Source organism: Fictibacillus enclensis, from assembly GCF_030123385.1.
Classification (GTDB): Bacteria; Bacillota; Bacilli; order Bacillales; family Fictibacillaceae; genus Fictibacillus_C; species Fictibacillus_C enclensis.
Map to the genome: position 1 here is coordinate 1,138,783 of NZ_CP126109.1, position 22,087 is coordinate 1,160,869.

General features: G+C 45.5%; 24 protein-coding genes and 1 riboswitch. Of the genes, 17 read left to right on the top strand and 7 right to left on the bottom strand.

Annotated elements, in window-relative coordinates; translation table 11 throughout:
- Positions 1–3 precede the first annotated feature (3 nt).
- From QNH15_RS06180 to QNH15_RS06230, 11 genes are all read left to right on the top strand, one after another.
- On the top strand, positions 4–1,023 hold the full coding sequence (locus tag QNH15_RS06180; RefSeq protein ID WP_283893358.1) for an ABC transporter ATP-binding protein: 1,020 nt from the start codon (positions 4–6) through the stop codon (positions 1,021–1,023).
- Entirely contained in the window at positions 1,020–1,967 is a 948-nt protein-coding gene (locus tag QNH15_RS06185) for an ABC transporter ATP-binding protein (protein ID WP_283893359.1), read from the top strand. The genes QNH15_RS06180 and QNH15_RS06185 overlap by 4 nt, the downstream gene beginning before the upstream one ends.
- A 32-nt stretch (positions 1,968–1,999) precedes the next feature.
- Positions 2,000–3,607, top strand: a complete 1,608-nt coding sequence (locus QNH15_RS06190; protein WP_283895453.1) for a peptide ABC transporter substrate-binding protein — start codon at positions 2,000–2,002, stop codon at positions 3,605–3,607.
- A gap of 68 nt (positions 3,608–3,675) precedes the next feature.
- Positions 3,676–4,026, top strand: a complete 351-nt coding sequence (locus QNH15_RS06195; RefSeq protein WP_283893361.1) for a DUF3899 domain-containing protein — start codon at positions 3,676–3,678, stop codon at positions 4,024–4,026.
- A gap of 25 nt (positions 4,027–4,051) precedes the next feature.
- A complete protein-coding gene (locus tag QNH15_RS06200; RefSeq protein ID WP_283893363.1) occupies positions 4,052–6,055 on the top strand; it encodes a S9 family peptidase in 2,004 nt (667 codons plus the stop codon).
- Positions 6,027–6,677: a pyroglutamyl-peptidase I gene (locus QNH15_RS06205; protein WP_283893364.1), complete on the top strand. Its 651-nt coding sequence runs from the start codon at positions 6,027–6,029 to the stop codon at positions 6,675–6,677. Before QNH15_RS06200 ends, QNH15_RS06205 begins: the two co-directional genes overlap by 29 nt.
- Positions 6,653–7,858: a M20 family metallopeptidase gene (locus tag QNH15_RS06210; RefSeq protein WP_283893366.1), complete on the top strand. Its 1,206-nt coding sequence runs from the start codon at positions 6,653–6,655 to the stop codon at positions 7,856–7,858. Before QNH15_RS06205 ends, QNH15_RS06210 begins: the two co-directional genes overlap by 25 nt.
- A 159-nt stretch (positions 7,859–8,017) precedes the next feature.
- Positions 8,018–8,860: an STAS domain-containing protein gene (locus tag QNH15_RS06215; RefSeq protein ID WP_283893368.1), complete on the top strand. Its 843-nt coding sequence runs from the start codon at positions 8,018–8,020 to the stop codon at positions 8,858–8,860.
- Positions 8,861–9,160: 300 nt separating this feature from the next.
- Complete coding sequence (locus QNH15_RS06220) at positions 9,161–9,784, top strand: YhbD family protein (RefSeq protein ID WP_283893370.1); 624 nt, start codon at positions 9,161–9,163, stop codon at positions 9,782–9,784.
- A 13-nt stretch (positions 9,785–9,797) separates the two neighbouring features.
- Entirely contained in the window at positions 9,798–10,520 is a 723-nt protein-coding gene (locus tag QNH15_RS06225) for a bactofilin family protein (protein WP_283893371.1), read from the top strand.
- A 20-nt stretch (positions 10,521–10,540) separates the two neighbouring features.
- On the top strand, positions 10,541–11,251 hold the full coding sequence (locus QNH15_RS06230; protein ID WP_283893372.1) for a cytoplasmic protein: 711 nt from the start codon (positions 10,541–10,543) through the stop codon (positions 11,249–11,251).
- A 46-nt stretch (positions 11,252–11,297) separates the two neighbouring features.
- Here the strand turns inward: QNH15_RS06230 and QNH15_RS06235 are convergent, their stop codons facing one another.
- Positions 11,298–12,137 carry a PP2C family serine/threonine-protein phosphatase gene (locus QNH15_RS06235; protein ID WP_283893373.1) on the bottom strand — a complete coding sequence of 280 codons (840 nt, stop codon included), beginning with the start codon at positions 12,135–12,137 and terminating at the stop codon, positions 11,298–11,300.
- Positions 12,118–12,582, bottom strand: coding sequence for an HIT family protein (locus tag QNH15_RS06240; RefSeq protein ID WP_283893374.1), 465 nt, complete (start codon positions 12,580–12,582; stop codon positions 12,118–12,120). Before QNH15_RS06240 ends, QNH15_RS06235 begins: the two co-directional genes overlap by 20 nt.
- Positions 12,583–12,674: 92 nt before the next feature.
- Between QNH15_RS06240 and QNH15_RS06245 the strand changes: the two genes are divergently transcribed.
- Positions 12,675–13,358: a Dph6-related ATP pyrophosphatase gene (locus QNH15_RS06245; RefSeq protein ID WP_283893375.1), complete on the top strand. Its 684-nt coding sequence runs from the start codon at positions 12,675–12,677 to the stop codon at positions 13,356–13,358.
- On the opposite strand, the gene QNH15_RS06250 is transcribed toward QNH15_RS06245, so the two are convergent.
- The 3 genes from QNH15_RS06250 to QNH15_RS06260 all read right to left on the bottom strand — a co-directional run bounded on the left by QNH15_RS06250 (position 13,345) and on the right by QNH15_RS06260 (position 14,715).
- Positions 13,345–13,605 (bottom strand): hypothetical protein, encoded by a 261-nt coding sequence (locus tag QNH15_RS06250; protein ID WP_283893377.1) that lies wholly within the window; start codon positions 13,603–13,605, stop codon positions 13,345–13,347. The two genes, QNH15_RS06245 and QNH15_RS06250, sit on opposite strands and share 14 nt — an antisense overlap.
- A 94-nt stretch (positions 13,606–13,699) precedes the next feature.
- The gene (locus QNH15_RS06255; protein WP_283893379.1) at positions 13,700–14,521 is read right to left on the bottom strand and encodes a serine/threonine protein kinase; all 822 of its coding nucleotides are present in this window, start codon (positions 14,519–14,521) and stop codon (positions 13,700–13,702) included.
- A 5-nt stretch (positions 14,522–14,526) separates the two neighbouring features.
- Positions 14,527–14,715, bottom strand: coding sequence for a hypothetical protein (locus QNH15_RS06260; RefSeq protein ID WP_283893381.1), 189 nt, complete (start codon positions 14,713–14,715; stop codon positions 14,527–14,529).
- A gap of 148 nt (positions 14,716–14,863) precedes the next feature.
- Between QNH15_RS06260 and QNH15_RS06265 the strand changes: the two genes are divergently transcribed.
- Positions 14,864–15,118 carry a DUF3949 domain-containing protein gene (locus tag QNH15_RS06265; RefSeq protein ID WP_283893382.1) on the top strand — a complete coding sequence of 85 codons (255 nt, stop codon included), beginning with the start codon at positions 14,864–14,866 and terminating at the stop codon, positions 15,116–15,118.
- Between the two features lie 60 nt (positions 15,119–15,178).
- Complete coding sequence (locus QNH15_RS06270) at positions 15,179–15,712, top strand: GNAT family N-acetyltransferase (protein WP_283893384.1); 534 nt, start codon at positions 15,179–15,181, stop codon at positions 15,710–15,712.
- Positions 15,713–15,757: 45 nt separating this feature from the next.
- Here QNH15_RS06270 and QNH15_RS06275 read toward each other — a convergent pair whose 3' ends face one another.
- Entirely contained in the window at positions 15,758–17,116 is a 1,359-nt protein-coding gene (locus QNH15_RS06275) for an alkaline phosphatase family protein (RefSeq protein ID WP_283893386.1), read from the bottom strand.
- Positions 17,117–17,447: 331 nt separating this feature from the next.
- Here QNH15_RS06275 and helD point away from each other — a divergent pair, with 331 nt between their 5' ends.
- Positions 17,448–19,784 (top strand): RNA polymerase recycling motor HelD, encoded by a 2,337-nt coding sequence (gene helD, locus QNH15_RS06280; protein ID WP_283893388.1) that lies wholly within the window; start codon positions 17,448–17,450, stop codon positions 19,782–19,784.
- 78 nt (positions 19,785–19,862) lie between these two features.
- Here the strand turns inward: helD and QNH15_RS06285 are convergent, their stop codons facing one another.
- Positions 19,863–20,084, bottom strand: coding sequence for a hypothetical protein (locus tag QNH15_RS06285; RefSeq protein ID WP_283893390.1), 222 nt, complete (start codon positions 20,082–20,084; stop codon positions 19,863–19,865).
- A gap of 229 nt (positions 20,085–20,313) precedes the next feature.
- On the opposite strand from QNH15_RS06285, the gene QNH15_RS06290 reads away from it, so the two are divergent.
- Together QNH15_RS06290 and QNH15_RS06295 are read left to right on the top strand one after the other, a co-directional pair.
- Positions 20,314–20,946 carry an SDR family oxidoreductase gene (locus tag QNH15_RS06290; protein WP_283893392.1) on the top strand — a complete coding sequence of 211 codons (633 nt, stop codon included), beginning with the start codon at positions 20,314–20,316 and terminating at the stop codon, positions 20,944–20,946.
- A 124-nt stretch (positions 20,947–21,070) separates the two neighbouring features.
- Positions 21,071–21,526 carry a DinB family protein gene (locus QNH15_RS06295; protein ID WP_283893394.1) on the top strand — a complete coding sequence of 152 codons (456 nt, stop codon included), beginning with the start codon at positions 21,071–21,073 and terminating at the stop codon, positions 21,524–21,526.
- Positions 21,527–21,967: 441 nt separating this feature from the next.
- Positions 21,968–22,078, top strand: a riboswitch (TPP riboswitch).
- The last annotated feature ends 9 nt before the right edge of the window (positions 22,079–22,087 follow it).

The following is a 22,087-nucleotide window of genomic DNA, read 5'->3' on the forward strand; positions in this document are numbered from 1 at the left end:
ACGATGGCACAGCTTTTGGAAGTGGATCAGTTAAAAGTATCGTTTCGCTCCCATGGGGGCGAAGTTCAGGCAGTCAGGGGAGTAAGCTTTGATATTGCCCAAGGTGAGGTACTCGCTGTGGTAGGAGAAAGCGGATGCGGCAAGTCCGTAACTGCTCAGGCGATCATGAAGCTTCTCCCCAAACGAGGCTGCAGGATAAAAGATGGCTCCATTCATTTTGAAGGAAAAGATTTGTTAAAGCTGTCAGGAAAAGAAATGAAACAACTTAAAGGCTCGCAAATCAGCATGGTTTTCCAGGACCCGATGACCTCACTCAATCCGACGATGAGAATTGGAACACAGATCGCAGAAGGGATTATCAAGCATAAGGGACTGGATAAAACGCAGGCGAAGGCAAGAGCATTGGAATTGCTGAAGCTTGCCGGGATTCCTAATCCCGAATCCAGGTACAACCAGTATCCGCATGAACTGAGCGGCGGAATGCGGCAGCGCGTCCTTATCGCGATCGCGCTGGCGTGTGACCCCAAGCTTTTGATTGCCGATGAACCGACAACCGCTCTTGATGTGACCATCCAGGCCCAGATTCTGGACTTAATGAAGGACCTGCAGCACAAGTTTGGCACCTCCATCATGCTGATTACCCACGATTTGGGGGTGGTCGCTGAAATGGCTCAGAAAGTCATCGTGATGTATGCGGGGATCGTGGTGGAGAGTGGTACGGTGGCTGATATCCTTGAGCGGCCAAAGCATCCGTATACCATGGGGCTGCTGAATTCTCTTCCTAATTATGAGGATGGAGAAAAGGAACGGCTCATTCCGATTGAAGGTACACCGCCCGATTTATACGACCCGCCCAAGGGCTGCCCGTTTGCTGCCCGATGTGAATATGCCATGGAAATTTGTGTCGGGGAGTTGCCTGAGCCGTTCGCCGTAAACGACGGCCATCATTCCAGATGCTGGCTGAACGACCCAAGAGCGCCTAAGGTAGCTGAATTTGCAGCTGCGGGGAGGGATGAATCATGACAGAAGCGCTGCTTGAGGTAGAAAATTTGAAAAAGTATTTTAACGTAGGAAAGCAATCCTTGAAAGCTGTGGACAATGTTTCATTTTCCGTGCGAAAAGGAGAAACCCTGGGATTGGTTGGAGAAAGCGGCAGTGGAAAATCCACATTGGGCCGGACCATTGTCGGCCTGAATGAGGCCACAGGCGGAAGAATGGTCTTCGAGGGCAAGGATGTCAGGACGTTCAATAAAAAAGAAAAAAGAAAGTATAACAGAATCGTTCAAATGATTTTCCAGGATCCTCATGCTTCTCTTAATCCGAGAATGAAAGTGGGCGATATCATTGCCGAAGGAATGGACGCCCATAAACTTGCTTCTGGAAAGGAAAGGATGAATCGTATCTACAGCTTGCTTGAAAGGGTGGGCTTGCAGGGCGATCATGCCAAACGTTATCCGCATGAGTTCAGCGGCGGACAGCGGCAGAGGATCGGCATTGCACGGGCGCTGGCGGTTGAACCAAAGTTTATCGTGGCCGATGAGCCGATCTCTGCGCTGGATGTTTCCATACAGGCGCAAGTGATTAACCTTATGGAAGATCTGCAGGGGGATATGGGGCTCACGTTTTTGTTTATCGCCCATGACTTGGGGATGGTCAAGCACATCAGCGACCGCATCGGTGTGATGTACCTTGGAAGCTTCATGGAACTCGCGGACAGTGATGATCTTTTCAGTGAACCGCTTCATCCATACACCCAGGCACTTTTGTCAGCGATCCCGGCTCCAACGGTTTCCAGGGAAAAGCGGGAGCGGATTATTTTAAAGGGAGATCCGCCTAGCCCGATCTCGCCGCCGTCGGGCTGCAGGTTCAGAACCCGCTGCCCTCATGCCATGGAGGTGTGTGCTGCAGCAGTTCCGGAATGGAAAGAAATACGTCCAAAGCATTGGACAGCTTGTCATTTATATTAAACGGATGGGGGAATAGGAATATGATAAAAACGATGAAAAAACCGTTTGCCGGATTGCTTGTTTTGGTACTGATCATGTCTGTACTGTCTGCTTGCTCGGGCAACAGCAAATCGTCTTCGACAGAAGGTGTAAAACAGGAAATTACAATGAACGCGGTGAGTGAGCCGCCGTCTCTGGATCCTGCGCTGGCAACAGACACAACTTCGGGATGGATTTTGGATCATTTGTATGAAGGATTGTACATGAAAAACAAGAGCGGCGACTCTGTAAAGGGCCTTGCCAAAGACGTGAAAGTGTCAAAGGATAAGAAGGTATATACATTCAAACTCCGGGATGACGCAAAATGGTCCGATGGCGCCCCGGTAAAGGCTCAAGATTTTGAGTATGCATGGAAGCACGTGCTTGATCCGAAAACAGGAAGCTCCTTTGCGTTTTATATGTATTATATTAAAGGCGCAGAAGCCTACAACAAAGGCAAGGGTTCTGTTGAAGATGTAGGTGTGAAGGCGCTTGATGACAAAACCCTTCAGGTTGAGCTTGCCGCACCTATTGGTTTTATTGAAAAACTCCTTTCATTCTGGGTCTATTACCCTGTGAAGAAAGAAACAGCCGAAGGAAACAAAAACTGGGCTGCTGAGGCAAAAGACTATGTTTCGAATGGTCCTTACAAATTAACAGAATGGAAACATAACCGTTCCGTTGTGATAGAAAAGAACAAGAATTACTATGGCAAAGACGATGTGAACATGGAAAAGGTCACCTGGAAAATGGTCAATGATGCCACCACGTATTACCAAATGTACAAATCAGGAGAGTTGGATTTGATCCAAACCTTACCTTCTGATGTTATCAACCAGGAAAAGGATAATAAAGAATACAAGGTAACACCATATTTCGGAACTTACATGTACATGTTCAACGTGGACAAGGAGCCGTTCAACAACCAAAAAGTCCGCGAAGCTTTTAACCTTGCAATTGACCGCAAGATGATTACCGACAAGATTACACAAGCCGGTGAGAAGCCTGCTCAGGCTTTTGTACCATATGGAGCAGAAGTTGGCGGCAAGGATTTCAGAAAAGAGAAAGAACAGTATTTCCAGGAAGATGTTAAAAAAGCGAAGAAGCTGATTAAGGAAGCCATGAAAGAAGAAGGCTGGAGCAAGTTCCCTGAGACTGAACTAAAGTACAATACGTTGGACAGCAACAAAAAAATTGCTGAAGCTGTTCAGGAAATGCTGAAGAAAAATCTTGGAGTCGATGTAAAGCTGACCAATCAGGAATGGAAGACGTATCTGGATACAACAAAACAAAAGAACTTCCAGATGGCACGCATGGGCTGGATCGGCATCTATGTGGATCCAACACCAATTCTTGATTATTATCTTGGAGACAGCCCGAACAATCGTACGAACTGGGTGAATCCAAAGTACGACAAGCTGCTTGCGCAGTCCAAAACCGAGCAGAACGAAGCGAAACGAATGGAGCTTCTTCACCAGGCGGAGGATGTGTTGATGAAGGATCTGCCATTCATGCCGGTATACTATTACTCTAACAACTACTTAACTTCCAGCAAGTTTAAGGGAGTGGTTTATCCGGTGAACCGTTATCCGTATGTCCGCTGGGCAGAAAAAACCGAATAAATAAAGTGGAGGGCCGCCTGCCGTACTTGGCAGGTTCCTCCTATTTTGTTTTGAATGGAGTGGTAGTTATGAAATTTCTGACAGCTGGCCTTTTGTCGGCAGGTGCATGGTTTATGTATATGAACGCATGGAAACTGGATGCTTTGGATGCGGTCAATCAATCTTTTATTCTCGGACTTATGTTTCTGGCTGCTGGAGCTTCTGCCGTTGTTCTTTCCAGCGGGTTCCTTTCACCGCTTAAGCGAACCCTGGAATTCGTTCGAATGAAAAAGCAACACGCACATTCAGCGGTACGGGCGGCTCAACTGGATATGGAAGCTTCGCTGGCCGAAAGAAAGCCATTCTTTGCCTCCATTTTGCTTGGAATAGGAACAGGATTCAGTACGGTATCCATACTCTTGCTTATGATTCAACACTAGAACGATACAGAGAGAAGGAGTAAACATGAAACAGGGAGTAAAGGCTGAAGATCTATACCGATTGCGGTTTGTGAGCGATCCACAAATTTCACCAGATGGGGAAAGGGTTGCTTATGTTGCAAAACGGATCAATCAGGACAAAGACTATGAATCTCATCTTTATATTTGCGGGTTTAATTCCGGTGCATCTGTTCAGTGGACGAACGGGTGCCAAAAAGATTCCAGTCCCCGATGGTCTCCGGATGGCAAAACGCTCGCTTTTGTATCGGACAGGAGCGGCAAGAACCAAGTTTGGCTTATTTCTTCGGAAGGCGGGGAAGCGGTACAGCTGACCAGCAGTACTCAAGGAGCGGGAAGCCCGGTATGGTCTCCGGATGGAAAGTCCCTCCTGGTGACAGTGACGGTGGGAGAGGAAATAGAAAAGGAAAACGCACTAAAGCCATTGGAAGTCACACACCTGAAATATAAAGCGGATGGAAAAGGCTTGCTTAACGAAGCATACAGCCAGCTTGTGCACATTAATCTGGAGACAAAGGAAGAATTACAGCTGACTGATGGGGCCCATCAACATTTTGACGCAGCATGGTCGCCCGATGGACAAAAAATCGCATATTGTAAAAGCCGGGGGCAGAGGGAAACGATTTCGTATGCTTCAGATCTTTTTGTTCGAACAATGAACGGAAAAGAAGCACGGATTAATCAAGAAACAGGCTCCTTTACGGATCCGGTCTGGTCAGCAGACGGAGAACACCTGGCGTTTTTGGGGCAAACGTTTGAATATGGCAGTGCAACACTAGGAAATGTTTACACAGCTGATGTGGAGAGCGGGAAGGTCTTGTGCCTGACCGGGGAATTCGATGATCATGCCGGAGATGCGATGGTCGGTGATATGCACTTTGGACATCCTTCGCCAAAACCATTCTGGTCAAAAGACGGAAAAGGGCTTTATTTCATTGCAAGCTGTGAAGGCAATGCTTCTCTTCATTATGTCACGATGGAAGGAGAAGTCTCACAGATTACTCAGCAAAAATGCCATCTGTATGGCTACAGCATGGATGTAGAAAATGATTATGCCGTTTTCGCGGCAAGCTCTCCGACTGTGCCGGGAGATTTGTTTTATGCTTCGCTGTCCAATTTGAGCGAAGAAGTAAGACTGACGGATGTGAATGAGGAGCTGCTCTCAAGTATTTCCCTTTCACAGCCTGAGGAATTTACATTTATTAATGATGAGGGCTTTAGGGTGCAAAGCTGGCTTTTGAAGCCGCCTCACTACACAGAGGGAAGCAAGTATCCGATGGTGCTCGAAATTCACGGCGGCCCTCATGCCATGTACGGCAATACCTTTTTTCATGAACTGCAGCTGTTGGCAGCTTCCGGCTATGTGGTGCTGTACAGCAATCCGAGGGGGAGCTATGGCTACGGCCAGCAGTTTGTAAAAGCGTGCATGGAGGATTATGGAGGCGGTGACTACCGCGATTTAATGGCAGCCGTAGATCATGTGGTAACGCACTGTGATTTTGTGGATCCTGATCAGCTTGTGGTTACCGGCGGCAGCTACGGCGGTTTTATGACCAATTGGATCGTGGGGCATACCTCCCGGTTTAAGGCTGCTGTCACCCAGCGCTCCATCTCCAACTGGCTGAGCTTTTACGGTGTCAGCGATATTGGCTACTATTTTACAAAATGGGAGATTGGAAATCATGTGTGGGAAGACCCTGAGAAGCTGTGGCAGCATTCTCCTTTACGCCTGAGCAGCAAGGTGGAAACCCCACTTCTCATTTTGCATGGTGAAGAAGATTTCCGCTGTCCGATCGAACAGGGTGAGCAATTATTCATTGCCTTAAAACAGCAGGGAAAACCTGTTAAATTTGTCCGGTTTCCAAAGTCCGACCATAATCTTTCACGAAACGGAGACCCGGGATTAAGGGTGAACCGCCTCCAGTATATTGTAAGCTGGTTTGATGATCATCTTGGACAGGCGGAGCAAGGGAGGAGTTTGCATGAAAACATTGCTGCTGACAGGATTTGAGCCTTTTTTGGAGCACCCGTTCAATCCGGCGGAATATATTGTCCGCCAACTGAACAGAAAACAAATCGGCTCCTATCAAGTTGCGGGAAAAGTGTTGCCCGTAGATTACAGAAGGTCGGCTCTTGAGCTGCTCGATCACTATGAAGCGCTGCAGCCGGATGCTGTTATGATGCTCGGTCTGGCGGCAGGGCGAAACCGGATTACGCCCGAACGGATTGCGATCAATATCAATGACGGGCCAAACGATATTTCGGGCGCAGAGATGACGGATGTTCCGATTGCGGGTGATGGGCCAGCGGCGTATATTTCAACACTTCCTGTCAGAAAATTTGTAAACCTGTTAAATGAAAGAGGATTTCCTGCTGAATTATCGAATACAGCAGGTGCCTACCTTTGTAATAATGTCATGTACAGTATGCTTCATCACATAAATAAGGTGAAGCACAGTATTCCTGCAGGGTTTATACATGTTCCTCCGTCAAACGAGCTGGCGGTGAATGATCGCCGGTTGTCCGGTTGGCCGAAGGAAAACTTGCAAAAAGGCATTGAAATTCTCATTGAATCCTTGGATCAAAAAATAGCGGGAGATGAACGCACATGGAAAAGCTATACGACAGACTGAAGGAACGTTATCCGGAAATGGTGGAAATACGAAGACATCTGCATGAACATCCGGAGCTTTCGTTTGAGGAAGTGGAAACCCCGAAATACATTGCCGCTTATCATGAAAAATTAGGCCATGAAGTTCGCACGGAGGTTGGCGGAAGAGGAGTAGTCGCTGTCTTAAGAGGCGGGAAACCGGGAAAAACCGTTGCACTCCGGGCAGATTTCGATGCACTTCCCATTCAGGAAGAGAATGACGTAGAGTACAAATCCAAAGTGGACGGAGTAATGCACGCCTGCGGCCATGACGGGCATACGGCTACGCTTCTGGTCCTGGCAAAGGTGCTGAATGGCATGAGGGACGAGCTTGAAGGCAACATTGTGTTCATCCATCAGCATGCCGAGGAGCTCGCTCCCGGAGGGGCCATTGCCATGATTGAAGATGGCTGCCTTGATGGCGTGGATGTCATTTTTGGCACCCACCTTTGGGCGGTTACGCCGTATGGCCATATTCAGCACCGGACAGGTCCTTTTATGGCTGCCGCTGATAAGTTTGATTTTGTGATCCAGGGCAAAGGAGGACACGGGGCGCAGCCTCACCTCACAAAGGATGCGGTTGTGATCGGTTCGCAGCTGGTAATGAATCTGCAGCAGCTGGTCAGCCGCCGGGTAAATCCGCTGGATTCCGCTGTATTGTCCATTGGCCGGTTTGAAGCAATTAATGCGTTTAACGTAATTGCCGATACGGCCAAGATCACCGGAACCGTACGTACCTTTAAAGAGAATGTGCGGGATTTGATGGAACGGGAAATTGAGCGGGTGGGAAAAGGAACCTGCCTAACAGCTGATGCAGAGTATACGTTATCGTATCAGCGGGGTTATCCGCCGGTTGTGAATCATAAGGATGAGACCGATTTTGTAGCGAGAGTGGCCGGGGATGTGCCGGGAGTAACCGCCGTCGTGGAATGTGAACCTGATATGGGCGGCGAGGATTTTGCTTACTATCTTCAGCATGTGAAGGGCACCTTTTTTTACACCGGCGCACAGGATGCAAGCCGTGATGAAATGTATCCGCACCACCATCCGAAGTTTAACATTGATGAGCGTGCGATGCTTGTGGCAGCCAACACCCTTGGAGCAGCTGCGGTGACATTTTTAAAAGAAGCTGCCATTAAGGAAGAAACAACCGTAAAAAAGTAAGACAGCAGGAAGCTGGAATGCATCAGGGTTTAATATGCATTCCAGCTTTTTCATGCTTGCTTTGTACCCATTCATCGTCTTTAATAAAACTATAGGAATGCTTTTAGGACAAAAGGAAATAGCGACGTCTTGTAAAATACAAAGTAAGGAGCATATCCCATGGAAAAATTATATAAAGATGAAATTACTTCGTATATTGTCGGAAACAGGGAAGATTTTTACAGCAAATTGTTAAGCAAGGCAGACGGAGTAGCCTCTAAAATCAGTGAAATCTTGCAAAAAGGCAATATTGATTTGCTGAAGAATGCGGAGAAGCTTGTTCAGTTTGTGGTGGAAAACAGGGAAGCGGAGCTGACCGCTTTTGCCAGGCAAGAAGGAATTGCATGGGCCGAGCATTCGTTGACGCTTCAATTTAAACTGGAATGGGTCCATGCTATCCGGAGGACGATCTGGCATTATTTAAAGGATTACGATGAAGAAGAAAATGCCCATCTTTCCATTTCTGAATTCAGAAAGCTCATTTATCAGATGGAAAAGCAAATCAATGACAGCCTGGACCAATTTCTCAATAGCTTTTTTATCAGTTATTCCGAATATAAAGACGAATTGATTAACTCCCAGCGTAAAACGGTTGAGCATTTGTCGGTTCCCATTATTCCGCTCAGCGCTCATGTCGCTGTTCTTCCTCTTATCGGGATTATTGACGTATACCGTATGTATACGATTGAAGAAAAAGTATTAACCGACATTTCCAGGCTGAAGATCAAGACACTTATACTTGATCTTTCCGGGATTACCGATATGGATATGGAAGTGATTCATCACTTCCAAAAGGTGCTTGATGGCACTTCGCTTATGGGATGCAAAGCAGTGATTACCGGGTTGCGGCCCGAACTGGTGAGAAAAATGATACAGCTGGGTGTAACCTTTTATGACAAGGCAGAAATGAAGGGGACACTGCAGCAAACACTTCCTGAATATTACAAACCCGAACTATCCTAGGAAAGACGGAGGCAACTAATGAAAGCAACAAATCTGCCGATGCCGGCAGGGCTGAGGTTCAGGGATTGAAGAACAGAGATCGAGCCCTTGGCTTGTGAACTGGCAAGTTTTCGGTTCTTTTGCAAACGTGCAGATCAGCCCTTAAAATAAATGAATAGACTAAGAGTTTCAACGGCAGGAGCAGGCTCCTGCCGTTTTTTTCGTGCTTTTGGAACAAGAAGAAGAGAAATCCATAACATGTATTTACAAACGTAACAGTGTTATGTTACATTCTATTCATAAAAGAAAGGAGCATTTACCTTGAGCAATGAACTGATATCGAAAAAAGATCTGCTGGATCTGACTGGAATCTCTTACGGACAGCTGTACCGCTGGAAAAGGAAGAATCTTATTCCTGAAGAATGGTTTATCCGCAAGTCCACGTTTACCGGGCAGGAGACGTTCTTTCCAAAGGAAAAAGTGCTTGAACGTATTGATAAAATTCAATCGATGAAAGAGACGCTCTCGCTTGATGAGCTTGCGGAACGGCTTTCACCCTTATCAGCAGCAGGAGTGGAATTATCAAAGAACGAATTATTGGAACGAAACATTGTTACGAATAAATCTCTTGAACTGTATGTTACTGAAAATGGGATGACTGAGTCGTTCCTGTTCGATCAGCTTCTGAAAGTATTTATTCTGGATAAACTGCTGTCTTCCGGGGATATCAGTCTGGATGAAGGAAGGATGCTTCTCCGGGTTCTGAAAGAGGCCAGTGGAACACTGGGACAAAGCAAACATGAACTTTTACTGATCCGAAAGCTGGGTGTCACATCATGCCTGCTGGTGAACGGTGCAGAAAGTATTATAGTGGATCAGGGTTCGAAAGTAACAGTCAGACTGTCTGTAATGAGCTGCATAGAAGAACTGAAAACAAATCTGTAGTGGAGGAAAAGTTATGGAAAACGGAATGAAAGGAAACCTTACGATCAATGGATACGGTTCGTCAAATGGCGGTCATTTTAATCAAGTTAAGCTGAATGGACGTGGCATAGTGAACGGAAACCTGGAATGCGTTTTGTTTGAATGCAACGGGTCAGGTGCTGTTCATGGTGATTTAAAGGTGGATAACGGAAAGATCAGCGGAAGCGGTAAAGTAAAAGGCGCAGTGGAAGGAAACAATTTTACCATTGAAGGGCATGGATCGGTGTCTGAAGGAGTGAGCCTGTTGAACAAAATGAATATTTCGGGCTCGAGTAAAATCGGAGGCAACCTTCGGGCGGATGAGATCCAAATCAAAGGGAAGGCAACAATTGCAACTGATTGCGAAGCAGAAAACTTTCGGTCGGACGGTCAATTTGCCATCGGCGGGCTGCTGAGTGCCGATCATATTGACGTCAGGCTTTATGGGGAGAGCACTGCTGCTGAAATAGGCGGACAGACCATTAAGATAAAAGGCAAAAAGCGGGGCTTTTTTCAATTGTTTAAACCCTTTTTTCAAACTAAGCTGACGGTAAATGTCATTGAAGGCGATGAACTTCAACTTGAAAGCACAAAGGCAGAAGTTGTTCGTGGGAAAAATGTGAACATAGGACCTGATTGTGAAATCGATCTGGTGGAATACAAGGAAAGCTTTCTTTGCGACGATGACGCGAAAGTACGGGAGTTTAAAAAAATTTAACCATTGAAAGGAGGATGGAAATGACGAAAGCAAATAATTTAATGATGAATGGGTCCGGAAGTGCAGCGGGCGGTTTGTATAATAAAGTGAAAATTATGGGTGAGGGAACCATCACGGATGATTTTGAATGTACTCTTTTTAAGACGTACGGATCAAGTGAAGCGTCTGGAAATGTTAAAGGCGGAGATATAGAGATCTTTGGCGAAACCCAAGTGAAAAGAAATGTGCAGGCAAGTAATCTGAAGGTATATGGAACGCTCTCAATTGGTGAGTCAGCAACGATTGAAAACACGAAAATCCGTGGATCTGTGGACGTCGCCAAAAAATTTACCGGCGATAAAGTGGACCTTAAAGGAAGTATTGCGGTGAAAGGCGATTTGGAGGCGGAGGAATTTATCTCCAGCGGGCTTTTTGAAGTTTCCGGCCTGCTGAATGCGGATGTTATTGATGTAAAGCTGAGGTTCAGTACGAGTCAAGTTCAGGAGATGGGCGGACAGACCATCCGTGTACAAAAGAAGGGGGCATTCCTGCCGTTCGTGAAGAATGAAGGCTTTCTGGAAGCCAAGGTAATTGAGGGAGATGATGTCTTCTTGGAAAATACCACAGCTGATATCGTGCGGGGGAAATCTGTACGAATCGGTGCAGGCTGTGAGATCCAGCTGGTCGAGTATTACGATGAGTTCAAGGCTCTTTCGGGATCGTCTGTGAAAGAACACCGGAAAATTGGTTAAATAAAAAACGCGATGCAGGCCGATCCGGCATCGCGTTTTTCGTTGTTTATTCTTCCCTGAGCTCCGGGGGAATACGTCCATCGCTTGGCTCACTGCCTTCCACCGAACAATGTATCTGCCATGCTATTAATGTTGCACTGTCACGGCCGCGGTTTTCTTCGACAGTTTTGAGCAGATGGTGCACACTGGCGTTGGCGTTTTCAGCTTGCTTAAACACTTGATATACGCTTTCTGCATTCTCATATCCGGCTCTGGGACATTCGATCATGCCATCAGTTGCCAGGAGGAGGATGGTTTTGCCTTTTCTCAGTTCACGGGTGCCTGAACTGAAACAGGGTACCGGTTTTTCAAACGTATTCACCTTTCCGATCCATTCATAAAAGTTCCGCTGGTTTAACTGGTATTGATCAAAAGCGGCAAGTTCCGGGTGGAAGAGATAGAGGACGCAGTCCCCGATGGAAAGCCACCATACATAGTTTCCTTTTCGAAAAACGAGCAGGCAGGCGGTCTCGCCTTTTACCTTCTGACACTCGTTACGAAACTCAGCACTTCTAAATAATGTAAGTATACGGGTTTCCAGTTCTTTAAAACTCTCAGGAACATCCAGATGGATTGCTTTTAATAAATCCGCTTTGATTCCCTTAAGTCCTTTAATGACCAACTCGGCACTCTCTGCACTATGATGGGCGTCAAGAATGGCTGCAAACTCCCAATCTGCTTTTTCGCATGCCCAAACAAGGCAGCCATCTTCGTTTTTCTTTCCTCCTGAACGAGAATGGCCTCCATACCTTCCGACCATGATATGATAGAGAGCAGAAACATGGGGATGATCGATAAAGGGCTCCTGCCTTCCAACCCAGCTCATTTCATTCATCACCGCTCGCATGATTGGCCTCCATATGAACTTTCAGCCTTTCGCATACTGTATCGACCTGTACGCCTTTCCCGTATGGAGCATCCTGCCAATCAAGCACTTCCCATGGGCCCCAGTACTCTTGTGGTGTTCCGGGATAGCGGGGAGTAAGGTGCATGTGAAGATGAGGGACGCCATGTCCTGATACACGGGCGTAAATGTGTTCGGCGCCTTCGCTTTCTTTTAAAGCCCTGCTGATTCTGGCCATGGCCATGCCAAACGCTTTGGCTTCTTCCATGTTCATATCAGCCAGAGTTGGCACATGCCGCTTCAAATCGATCATGCAATAGCCAAGGTAGGCTGGACTGTCTCCTTTATCAATATGTCCGATGTAAACATATTCATCTTCGTAGATCATCTTGCCTGCTGTATGTATTGTGCCCTTATGCTTGCTGCAAATAAAACAGGAATCAGACATAGTTGGACATCCCCTTTTATTGGTATTTTAGAAAGTATATAGGAATTATTAATAAAAAGGAATAGTTATCCATGCGAAAAGGAGGAAACGAAATGAGTAAACGATGGGCGCTCTCGTGGAGCGGAGGAAAGGATGCCTGCATGGTGCTTGATCAGCTGATTAAACAAGGAGATCAGGTAGCTTGCCTGATCACAACCCTTCCAAAAGAGATTGGACGGACATTTGGGCATGGTGAAAGAACAGAGCTTATCCAGGCCCAGGCAGAAGCAACCGGCATCCCGCTTGAATGGATCTCTTGTTCGTTTGATACGTATACGTTGGATTTCCTATCAACCTTGAAATCTTTGAAAAATAAATATGAACTGGAAGGGGTGGCGTTTGGCGATCTGTATCTGGACGAGCATAGAGAATGGGGAGAAAACGTGGCTGAACAGGCAGGACTCATGTCATCATATCCACTTTGGATGGAAAAGGAAAATGCAGCTGCGGCCTTAAAGGATTTTGTTGACTCAGGATACAAAGCAAAGGTGATCCGGATTTCAAACAGCCGGCTTGATGAAAAATGGCTGGGAAGAGAAGTGGATGCGTCTTTCTTGAATGGGATTCAGGAAACAGGTATCTGTCCGATGGGTGAAGCGGGGGAGTACCACACCTATGTGTATGATGGCCCTCTGTTCCGGTTTCAGGTTCCGGTAAAAAAAGGCGATATTGTGGAACTGGAAACAACAAAACGTATGGAGCTCACATTGCTAGAAGAGCGTGTTAATAAGGAATAAACCAGCCGGGATAAGAGTAGTAGGGATAAGAAGAAAAGGGATAGGATACAGAGTAGGATAAGTGATAGGGAGATGAATAGTAAGGAAGAGAGTAGGGGGAACCAAATGCTAACGGAACGGGTGGATGGGGAGCGGGAGTGAAAGGGACCGCCGGTACGGCAGGCACAGCTGGTACAGCTGGTACAGCTGGGACGGATACAACACGTCCGGTTGAGTGATCATGAATTTGCCGTTGAAAAAGATACATAATAAATCCTCCGTAATCAGACTTTAACGTAATTTATTCATTATCCAAATAAAGAGTGAAACAAAAAAGGAGAACTGAAAGCCAGTTCTCTTTTTTACATGATTTTGGTTGTCTCTCTGCGGTCACTGATCGACTGTATATGCGCAATAATTTCTTCTGCAGAAATGAAGCTTTCATCGATTTGCAGCAGGCGCCTCAGCATTCCGTGGACTTCCTGGGATAAAGAAAGCTCTTCCTCCCAGCTGTTTTCCTTTTTCGATTGAGGTTCATAACCTGAGTACAGAAGAAAAAGAAGGAAGTGGCCGAGTGCATAAAAGTCACTTGTTACCGATACCTCCCGCATGAGGTTCCGATGCTGTTCTGTTGGTTTGTCCTGACCCTCGGCGGAAAGTTTGCAGGCAAGACCGAAATCGATGATATGCAGCCTGCCGCCAGAAGAGATAATATTGGGAATCCGGAGATCTCGGTGAACGATGCCTTTTTCATGGATCTTTTGAACGATTTTCATTACTTGAGTAAAAATGGCCATCGCATCCTGTTCTGAGTAAACCATACCTTCTGCAAAAATCAAATCCTCAAAATTTTTCCCAGGCACATAATCCATAACAAGGAACTGGTCTTGTTCATTCAGGGATGGGTGATGAACAGCAGGAACTTCTGATAAGGAAAGCTGCTGAAGAATTTGCTTTTCCTTCTCAAAGGATTTTTTTCCATCCTCGGTCCAGGATTTCGTTCTTCGAAGTTGCTTTATTGCCACGTGGTTACCGGTCATGTAGTCGATCGCACGGTACGTAATACCGTAACTGCCCATACCGAGTATCTCTTTAATGGTATACCGCTCAAATAGGAGATATCCTTTAGGGAGCGGCCGGTCTATGATGAACCGGTAAATTGTTTTTGCCCAATGAAAATTCATGTTCTTTAGCTGCTGAAGAATCCGCTTTTTCGACGCTTCCCTTTGTAGTAGGAGTGGCCGTGGCTTTTTCCGTAATGATGCTTTTTGTAGCCGCTGCTGCTGCTGTATTTTCGGTAGGAATGTCTGCGGTGATCACTGCTGCTGTATCGTCTGTGGCGGCTTCCAAGTATGGATTTCAATAATTTTTTTATCATATCGATCAACTCCTTTTTTAACTATACGTGTTCTTGTGGATTTAGTTTCATTTTGACCAAAATCGAAAACAGGCAATCCATAGAAGGGAAGGAAAAAGAAAGCGGGTTTCAGTCATGAATGTTATAATATGGTAAAGGAGGAAGAGATATGATAACGGTTTACTACTTTTTCGGAGGCATCGCCCTTTTATATTTCTTAGTCATGATTCCTGTACAGTATGCTTATATTACCGGCTTGAAGGAAAGAAGCAAAAGCACCGGACTGAATCAGCAAGGGATGTATGACGCGATGCCGGTTCAGGAACAACAGCTTCATTATCACGTACAAGGCAACCTTTTCAATCTTCCATCGGCTCTTGTCGCACGCTTGATATATAAAGTAAAACACGGAAAGTCGCAGTAGTTGTCTTTGGAGCAGATCCTTGATAGTTTTAATAAGAGAGAAGAACAGAGGAGGATCAGCTTGGGTACTTTTACCATTGTTAAACGAGAAGTAAGTAAGGATGTAGTTGCATCTCAGGCTGTTGCAGCAGAGACCGATGAAATTATGGGGCTCCTTGTTCGGACCGCTCAATGGCTTCAAAGCAAAGGATCATCTCAATGGAGTGAGCTGCTTGAAGGCAAAGATGTCCACGGAATGGCCCAATCCATTGCAGACGGAGATGTATTTGTTTTTAAAAAAGCCGGCAGGATTGCCGGAGTGGTGATGCTTCCGCAAGAAGCCAGAGAATGGGATATCCAACTATGGGGTAATGAACAGCCGGAAGCCATTTATCTGCATCGCCTCGCCATTGACCGGAGTGTTGCGGGGAAGAACCTAGGGAAAGAAATTCTTAACTGGGTGACAGAAGGAATTGTTTTTGAAGGGAAAAACGTGATTCGTTTAGACTGTATTGCCACAAATGAGAGCTTGAATACGTTTTACCGTGAAGCAGGTTTTACATATAGAGGTACAAGTGATACCGGATTTAACATCTATGACAAACCGAAAAAATAAGAAAAAGCAACCTTCGGGAACTCCCGTTGGTTGCTTTTTTTCTGGTTATTTCCCGGTGTGAACAATCTTGAAGACCTTTTTCGCCTGGTCTGTGTTGTTGATTAATCCCGCAAACTTTTCTTTGCCTGGACCGTATGCATATACGTTCACATCCTCGCCGGTATGGCCGGTCGTTGTCCATCCGGTATTGGAACGAAGGTCGGCAATTTTCTCGATGGTGGCGTCGATTTTTGTTACATCTTTTGATTTAGCCGCTTCCTTTACACTGTTGATTTCTTCCGGTGTCAGGCTGAGGTTGACATACTTTCCGAGTGTTGCTTCAACATCTGCTCCGGAAGCAATGGTTTCTGAGAGAAAATCGGGAGTACGCTTGAACGCTTTGATCGGCTCAGTGAACCAGTTATATTTTCCGTTGGCCCCGACCGATATTCCGCCTGTCGCATGGTCTGCTGTAGCCACGACAAGAGTATGCTTGTCTTTTTTTGCGAACTGAACCGCAGCCTGGAACGCCCTTTCAAAGTCCTGCATCTCGCTCATGGTGCTGACGATATCATTGTCGTGTTCTCCCCAGTCAATCTGGCTTCCTTCCACCATGAGGAAGAAACCATCTTTGTCTTTATCAAGCTGTTTAATGGCGGAGGTCGTCATGTCCTTGAGTGAGGGCAGGTCATGATTACGGTCAATCATTTTCGGCATTCCGCCTTTCGCAAACAGTCCCAGTACTAGTTCGTTTTTGTTGCGGAGCAATTGATCCTTTGTGGTCACATAGCTGTATCCTGCATTCTTAAATTCATTCACCAGGTTTCTGTCATTGCGAATAAAATTGGATGAGCCACCTCCGAGAAGGACATCGACCTTATGCTTATGGCTGATTTTTTCATCGAAATAATCGTTGGCAATCTCATTCATGTTCTTACGGTTTGGATCGTGTGCGCCGAAAGAAGCAGGGGTGGCGTGAGCGAGCTCAGAAGTGGCAACAAGCCCGGTAGATTTTCCTCGCGCTTTGGCCGCCTCGAGCACTGTTTTTAATTCCTTTTGATCTTTGTCCACGGCAATGGCGGCATTGTATGTTTTTTCTCCGGTGGACATTGCTGTGGCGGCGGAAGCAGAGTCAGTGATATTCTCATCGGGATCATCAGCATAGGTCATTTGTTTTCCAACGAAATAACGGTCAAAAGCGGTTTTTTCCATTTCCATTGTATCTGGATCATCTTTCCAATACCGTAATGCTGTGGTGGCCGAAGGGCCCATCCCGTCCCCGATCATGAAAATAACATTCTTTATTTTAGGTTCTTTCTTGGTGAGGTTCTTTGCATCGCCATGCATCGACATAGAAACGGCTCCAAGCCCGACGGCGGTACTAAGGGCAATAGGAAGCCATTTTTTAAAGCGGTCCTTTTTCAATGTCGTTCCCTCCTGTAAAATTTTATATTTATCTGTCAATTTAAGTATATGCCATCCTTAAGAGTTCCCTCAATGGACCATAGGTATTGCATAGAATGTACTAGAGGGACAATGGAGTGAAAAAGAGGACATAAAAAAAGAGCCGAACAGGCTTCGGCTCTGGGGTTCATATGTAAATAAAAGGTTGCTTTGTTTATGATAGCTGTGCTAAAATCAAGGTTGTGGCTTACGAGTTTAAATAATATTATAACTATCCAAATTTATTATACTATGTAAGCTGATCTGTTGTCAAGTGATATACGAAAAAAATTTTAGATAAAGGAGAGGGGCCATGAACCAGTGGGAAAAAGAATGGCAGACAGAGCAGGAGCGTGTGAATTCCGTTGTTGAGAAGGCTGCTCATAAGATCCGGAGGCTGGAGGCACATCTCGGCGGTAAAAAAGTAGACGTGGTTGACATCCGGAAAAATTTCTGGGAAGACGTGACCGTCAATTTAGAAGATGCCGATGAAGCGATCGAGACTGCGGCCAGCATTAAACAGCAGGCGGAATTGCTTTCAGAACTTGAACGCAGCCACAAAAATGCAGAAGATCAAATGAAAAGCCTGGTGCGCTTGAGTGATTCTCCCTACTTTGGAAGAATCGACTTTAAAGAGAAGAGTGATTCCGATTCTCAGCCGATTTACCTTGGCATTGCCTCTTTTTATGATGAAGAAAAGGATCAATTTTTGGTATATGATTGGCGGGCGCCCATTTCAAGCCTGTATTATGACTATTCTCTGGGCAAGGCGGAATACGAAGCTCCTGGCGGTGTTATTTCAGGTGAGATGGAGCTTAAGCGCCAATATATCATTCGAAACGCTATCATCAAAAGCATGTTTGATACGGGTGTAACCATTGGTGATGAATTGCTTCAGGAAGTATTGAGCCGTCAGGCGAACCCGCAGATGAAAAGTATTGTGGCGACCATTCAGAAAGAGCAGAACCAGATTATTCGAAACACGAAGGGGTCCCTGTTGATCGTCCAGGGTGCTGCGGGATGCGGAAAAACCTCCGCCGCCCTTCAGCGTGTGGCTTACCTGCTATACCGTTACAGAGAAACGCTGACAGCCAACCAAATCGTTCTTTTTTCTCCAAACAACGTATTTAACAGTTATGTATCCAATGTCCTTCCTGAGCTCGGTGAGGAAAATATGATGCAAACGACGTTTCAGCAGTATATTCACCATCATTTGGGCAGCTCCTTTCACCTTGAGGATCCGCTCGAACAAATGGAAGCGGTGCTGACAGCTGGAGAGGGTCCACAGGATCAGACAAGGCTGGCCAGTATCCAATACAAAGCGTCTCTGGACTTTATGGATATGATTGAAAAGCACATTTCTCGTCTTCGTAAAGAGGGAATAATCTTTAAACCGATCAAATTCAGGGGGAAAGTACTCATCCCGGCTGAGGAGATTAAAGAAAAGTTTTATTCCTACGCTCCATCGGTCTCGATTCCGAACCGGATGAAACTCGTATCCGAATGGCTGGTCCGTGAGGTGCGCAAATTCGAAAAAGCCGAAAGAAATGAACCGTGGGTAGAGGAAAAAATACAGCTGCTCGAAAAGGATGTATACGTAAAGCTGTATCAAAAACTGCAAAAGAAAAAGCAGTACTCAGAAAATACATTCAACGATTTTGAAAGAGAGCAAAAGCTGTTATCGGCTTATGTCGTATCAAGAGCATTTAAGCTGCTGAAGAAAAGGATTAAAGCTTTAACTTTCATTAATTTAAAAGCACTCTATATGGCGTTGTTCAAAGAGGATGGAGTGGTTTCACCTGCAGAAGTCCCGTCCAGATGGAAAGAAATATGCCTGCTTACTGCAAAAACTCTTGCCCAGGGAGAATTGTATTATGAAGATGCTACTCCATTTTTATATTTAAAAGAACGGATGGAAGGCTTTCAGACTAATACGGCTGTAAGACATGTATTCATTGATGAAGCCCAGGATTATTCACCGTTTCAGTTTGCCTTCATACAACGGCTGTTTCCGCGGAGCAAAATGACAGTACTGGGGGATTTAAACCAATCCATCTATGCGCATTCCACAGGAGACGCTTTTCAAATGCTGTACGACCGTTTTGGCAGGGAGAATACAGAGCAGATTATTCTGACCAGAAGCTACCGGTCAACAAGGCAGATTGTAGAGTTTACAAGAGAACTGCTGGATGAACCGGATAAGGTTGTTCCATTCAACAGGGATGGAGAAAAGCCGGTACTGAAGCAATTTTCCGTTTCTCGTGACCATTCCCGCTCAGTTGCAGATACGATTGCGCATCTTCAAAACGAGAAGGTTAAAACGATTGCCGTCATTTGCAAAACCGAACAGGAGTGCAAAGAGGCGTATGAAGCATTGAAGGAACAGGTGGAGGTAGAATTGATGCTGAAAGAATCGTCCGCGTTTAAGCAAGGAACACTGATCATCCCGTCCTATCTCGCCAAAGGGATTGAATTTGATGCTGTTCTTGTTTATGATGCGTCAAACGAAGTGTATGGAAAAGAAAGCGAACGAAAATTGTTTTATACCGTTTGCACCCGTGCTATGCATGAACTACATCTTTTCGCCAAAGGAGACCTTTCGCCGTTTTTTGAACGAATTCCTGAGGATACCTTTCATGCTGAAAACTAAATGATCAGTTTGTCGAAGCTTGCCGAAATGGCAAGCTTTTGTTATTTTGCAAAAAAAAAACACACCCGAATGGGTGTGTTAATTGGCGGCTAGGACTTTATAGCCAATTTCCTCTAACTCCTGAATATCCTCTTTGCTGGTTACGCAAACGGAATCATCATTAACTCTGCAAACAACTGCTTCATTTTCATGACAATTCTGCAAGGCGCCTACCACCGAGTCGTATTCTTTTCCTTGTATCTCTTTTTGTCCAACTGACCAGGAACGCTGCCGGCAAACGTGATTGACTAACGAAACCATGACGGGACCACCTCCGTATTGGTTTATATAAGATTAATACCACAATTTTAGCATTTTACTCTTGTACAGGCAAAAAGAAATTTAATTGTAACATTTTATCTTTTTATATCGAAAATTCAGTTATTTTGCAATTGAGCTTAACGCAGGTAAGAGAAAGCAAAAGCGGACTAGGAATAGGTTTATGAGGGTATGAAAAGGTAATAGTTAGAGTAGAAGGGAGTTTTGAAAAATGAAAGTAGCAGTTGCAGGAGCAAACGGAACAACCGGCAGGCTGATTTTGCAGGAATTAGCCGGCGCAGGACATGAAGCAATGGCGATTATACGAAAAAAAGAACAGGCCTCAGAACTCGAAACGCTGGGAGCCGAAACGGTGCTGGCGGATCTGGAAGGGGATCTTTCAGATGCGATCAGAGGGTGTGATGCCATCATATTTGCGGCAGGTTCAGGTTCCAAAACAGGACCAGAGAAAACTGAGGCGGTTGACCGGGACGGGGCCATCAAGCTGATGGAAGAAGCGGAAAAGCAACAGGTGAAGCGTTTTATCATGTTAAGCAGCATGGGGGCCGGAAGTCCTGAAAAAGGCCCGGAAGAACTACAGCATTATTTGAGGATGAAAGGTGAAGCAGACGACCGGCTGGAATCCAGCAGGCTTCACTATACCATCGTGAGGCCGGGCGCCCTGACCAATGACGGAGGAAATGGGAAAATAAAAATTGGTGAGCAGCTGGGCCAGGGAAGCATCTCCCGGGCAGATGTGGCGAAAGTCATGGTTCAGTCGCTGGACCTGGAGAATGCCAATCATAAGATTTTTGAAATCCTTGAAGGAGACCAGCCAGTAGCCGATGCCCTTAAATCCCTATAAATAAAGAATGGAAAAGGCATGCTCCGAGGGCATGCCTTTTTCATTTGAGACCTTCTGCACTGCATTTCGAAGGTGTTTTCTGTTAGTGTAGGAAATAAGGGTTTTTGAAAGGAGAATAAAAGAAATGAACCAAGAACTTTACAGACAATTCGAAATGACAAGAGGATTTTTCTTAAGAAGCATCAGCAAGATTTCACCAGAACTGGTTGATATTCAGCCACAAGGGTATAACAACACGATACAATGGCACATCGGGCACGTGTTAACCGTTACCGAACAGTTTCTGTTTGGTAAATCCTTTGCTTTGCCCGGGAAATATGTCGAATGGTTTGGCAAGGGGTCAAAGCCGGTTGACTGGCAAGGAGATGTTCCATCCATCGAGGAATTGACTCCCGAGCTTGAGAAGCAGCTTCTCCGCATCAAGGAAATTCCGGAAGAAGCCCTTGAGCAAAAGCTGGAAAAACCGTTTCTTGGATTGGAAACGTTCCGGGAATTGGCCGCTATGTCTCTCTTTCATGAATCTAACCATTTGGGTCAGCTGCATTCCATGAAGCTATTGCTCGAACGCACACAGCACTAAAATAACCCGGAGAACCTGTTCAGGTTCTCCGGGTTATTTATATACACGCAAAAGGCAGAAAGTTACAGAGGTTTTAAGTTTTATGTAAAGTCATCCACCACAAAACGTTAAGTCAGGAGTGAATGACTGAATGTAAAAAATCGATATCATCTTTAATTTTTTCTTTTAATAGATGATCTCTGCAACGTATATATTCGCCAGTGAGCGTAGCGATTTCTTTCATAAACAAAACAACCTCTGTATGTTTTAGCATGCATTCTCCCTGCCTTGATTTGTAATGGATAGTTCTTCTACTCCATCCTTTCCTCTTTTTTCGTCAAATTAAACCATGTTCTGCGACATTTTTATGATTTAAGAGAAAAAGGTGTGCATCAGCCTGTGACAAAAGGCGGATTGCGTGAAAGTTGAATAGAAGCTATGATAACATGGAAAATAAAATATATTTTCTGCTAGGGGAGCCCGTAGCCGGGCTGAGAGAGGGGAGAACGATCCCTTTGACCCTTTGAACCTGATCTGGGTTATACCAGCGTAGGAAAGTAGGAGTCGAAGATAACGGTATAT

Bases quoted from the DNA above. Each gene is read 5' to 3' on its own strand.
- QNH15_RS06190 (WP_283895453.1), top strand. From the start codon at position 2,000: ATGAAAAAACCGTTTGCCGGATTGCTTGTTTTGGTACTGATCATGTCT.
- QNH15_RS06205 (WP_283893364.1), top strand. From the start codon at position 6,027: ATGAAAACATTGCTGCTGACAGGATTTGAGCCTTTTTTGGAGCACCCG.
- QNH15_RS06235 (WP_283893373.1), bottom strand. From the start codon at position 12,137: ATGCGAGCGGTGATGAATGAAATGAGCTGGGTTGGAAGGCAGGAGCCC.
- QNH15_RS06215 (WP_283893368.1), top strand. From the start codon at position 8,018: ATGGAAAAATTATATAAAGATGAAATTACTTCGTATATTGTCGGAAAC.
- QNH15_RS06185 (WP_283893359.1), top strand. From the start codon at position 1,020: ATGACAGAAGCGCTGCTTGAGGTAGAAAATTTGAAAAAGTATTTTAAC.
- QNH15_RS06265 (WP_283893382.1), top strand. From the start codon at position 14,864: ATGATAACGGTTTACTACTTTTTCGGAGGCATCGCCCTTTTATATTTC.
- QNH15_RS06240 (WP_283893374.1), bottom strand. From the start codon at position 12,582: ATGTCTGATTCCTGTTTTATTTGCAGCAAGCATAAGGGCACAATACAT.
- helD (WP_283893388.1), top strand. From the start codon at position 17,448: ATGAACCAGTGGGAAAAAGAATGGCAGACAGAGCAGGAGCGTGTGAAT.
- QNH15_RS06295 (WP_283893394.1), top strand. From the start codon at position 21,071: ATGAACCAAGAACTTTACAGACAATTCGAAATGACAAGAGGATTTTTC.
- QNH15_RS06200 (WP_283893363.1), top strand. From the start codon at position 4,052: ATGAAACAGGGAGTAAAGGCTGAAGATCTATACCGATTGCGGTTTGTG.
- QNH15_RS06195 (WP_283893361.1), top strand. From the start codon at position 3,676: ATGAAATTTCTGACAGCTGGCCTTTTGTCGGCAGGTGCATGGTTTATG.
- QNH15_RS06245 (WP_283893375.1), top strand. From the start codon at position 12,675: ATGAGTAAACGATGGGCGCTCTCGTGGAGCGGAGGAAAGGATGCCTGC.
- QNH15_RS06285 (WP_283893390.1), bottom strand. From the start codon at position 20,084: ATGGTTTCGTTAGTCAATCACGTTTGCCGGCAGCGTTCCTGGTCAGTT.
- QNH15_RS06180 (WP_283893358.1), top strand. From the start codon at position 4: ATGGCACAGCTTTTGGAAGTGGATCAGTTAAAAGTATCGTTTCGCTCC.
- QNH15_RS06225 (WP_283893371.1), top strand. From the start codon at position 9,798: ATGGAAAACGGAATGAAAGGAAACCTTACGATCAATGGATACGGTTCG.
- QNH15_RS06210 (WP_283893366.1), top strand. From the start codon at position 6,653: ATGGAAAAGCTATACGACAGACTGAAGGAACGTTATCCGGAAATGGTG.
- QNH15_RS06290 (WP_283893392.1), top strand. From the start codon at position 20,314: ATGAAAGTAGCAGTTGCAGGAGCAAACGGAACAACCGGCAGGCTGATT.
- QNH15_RS06255 (WP_283893379.1), bottom strand. From the start codon at position 14,521: ATGAATTTTCATTGGGCAAAAACAATTTACCGGTTCATCATAGACCGG.
- QNH15_RS06250 (WP_283893377.1), bottom strand. From the start codon at position 13,605: ATGTATCTTTTTCAACGGCAAATTCATGATCACTCAACCGGACGTGTT.
- QNH15_RS06260 (WP_283893381.1), bottom strand. From the start codon at position 14,715: ATGATAAAAAAATTATTGAAATCCATACTTGGAAGCCGCCACAGACGA.
- QNH15_RS06230 (WP_283893372.1), top strand. From the start codon at position 10,541: ATGACGAAAGCAAATAATTTAATGATGAATGGGTCCGGAAGTGCAGCG.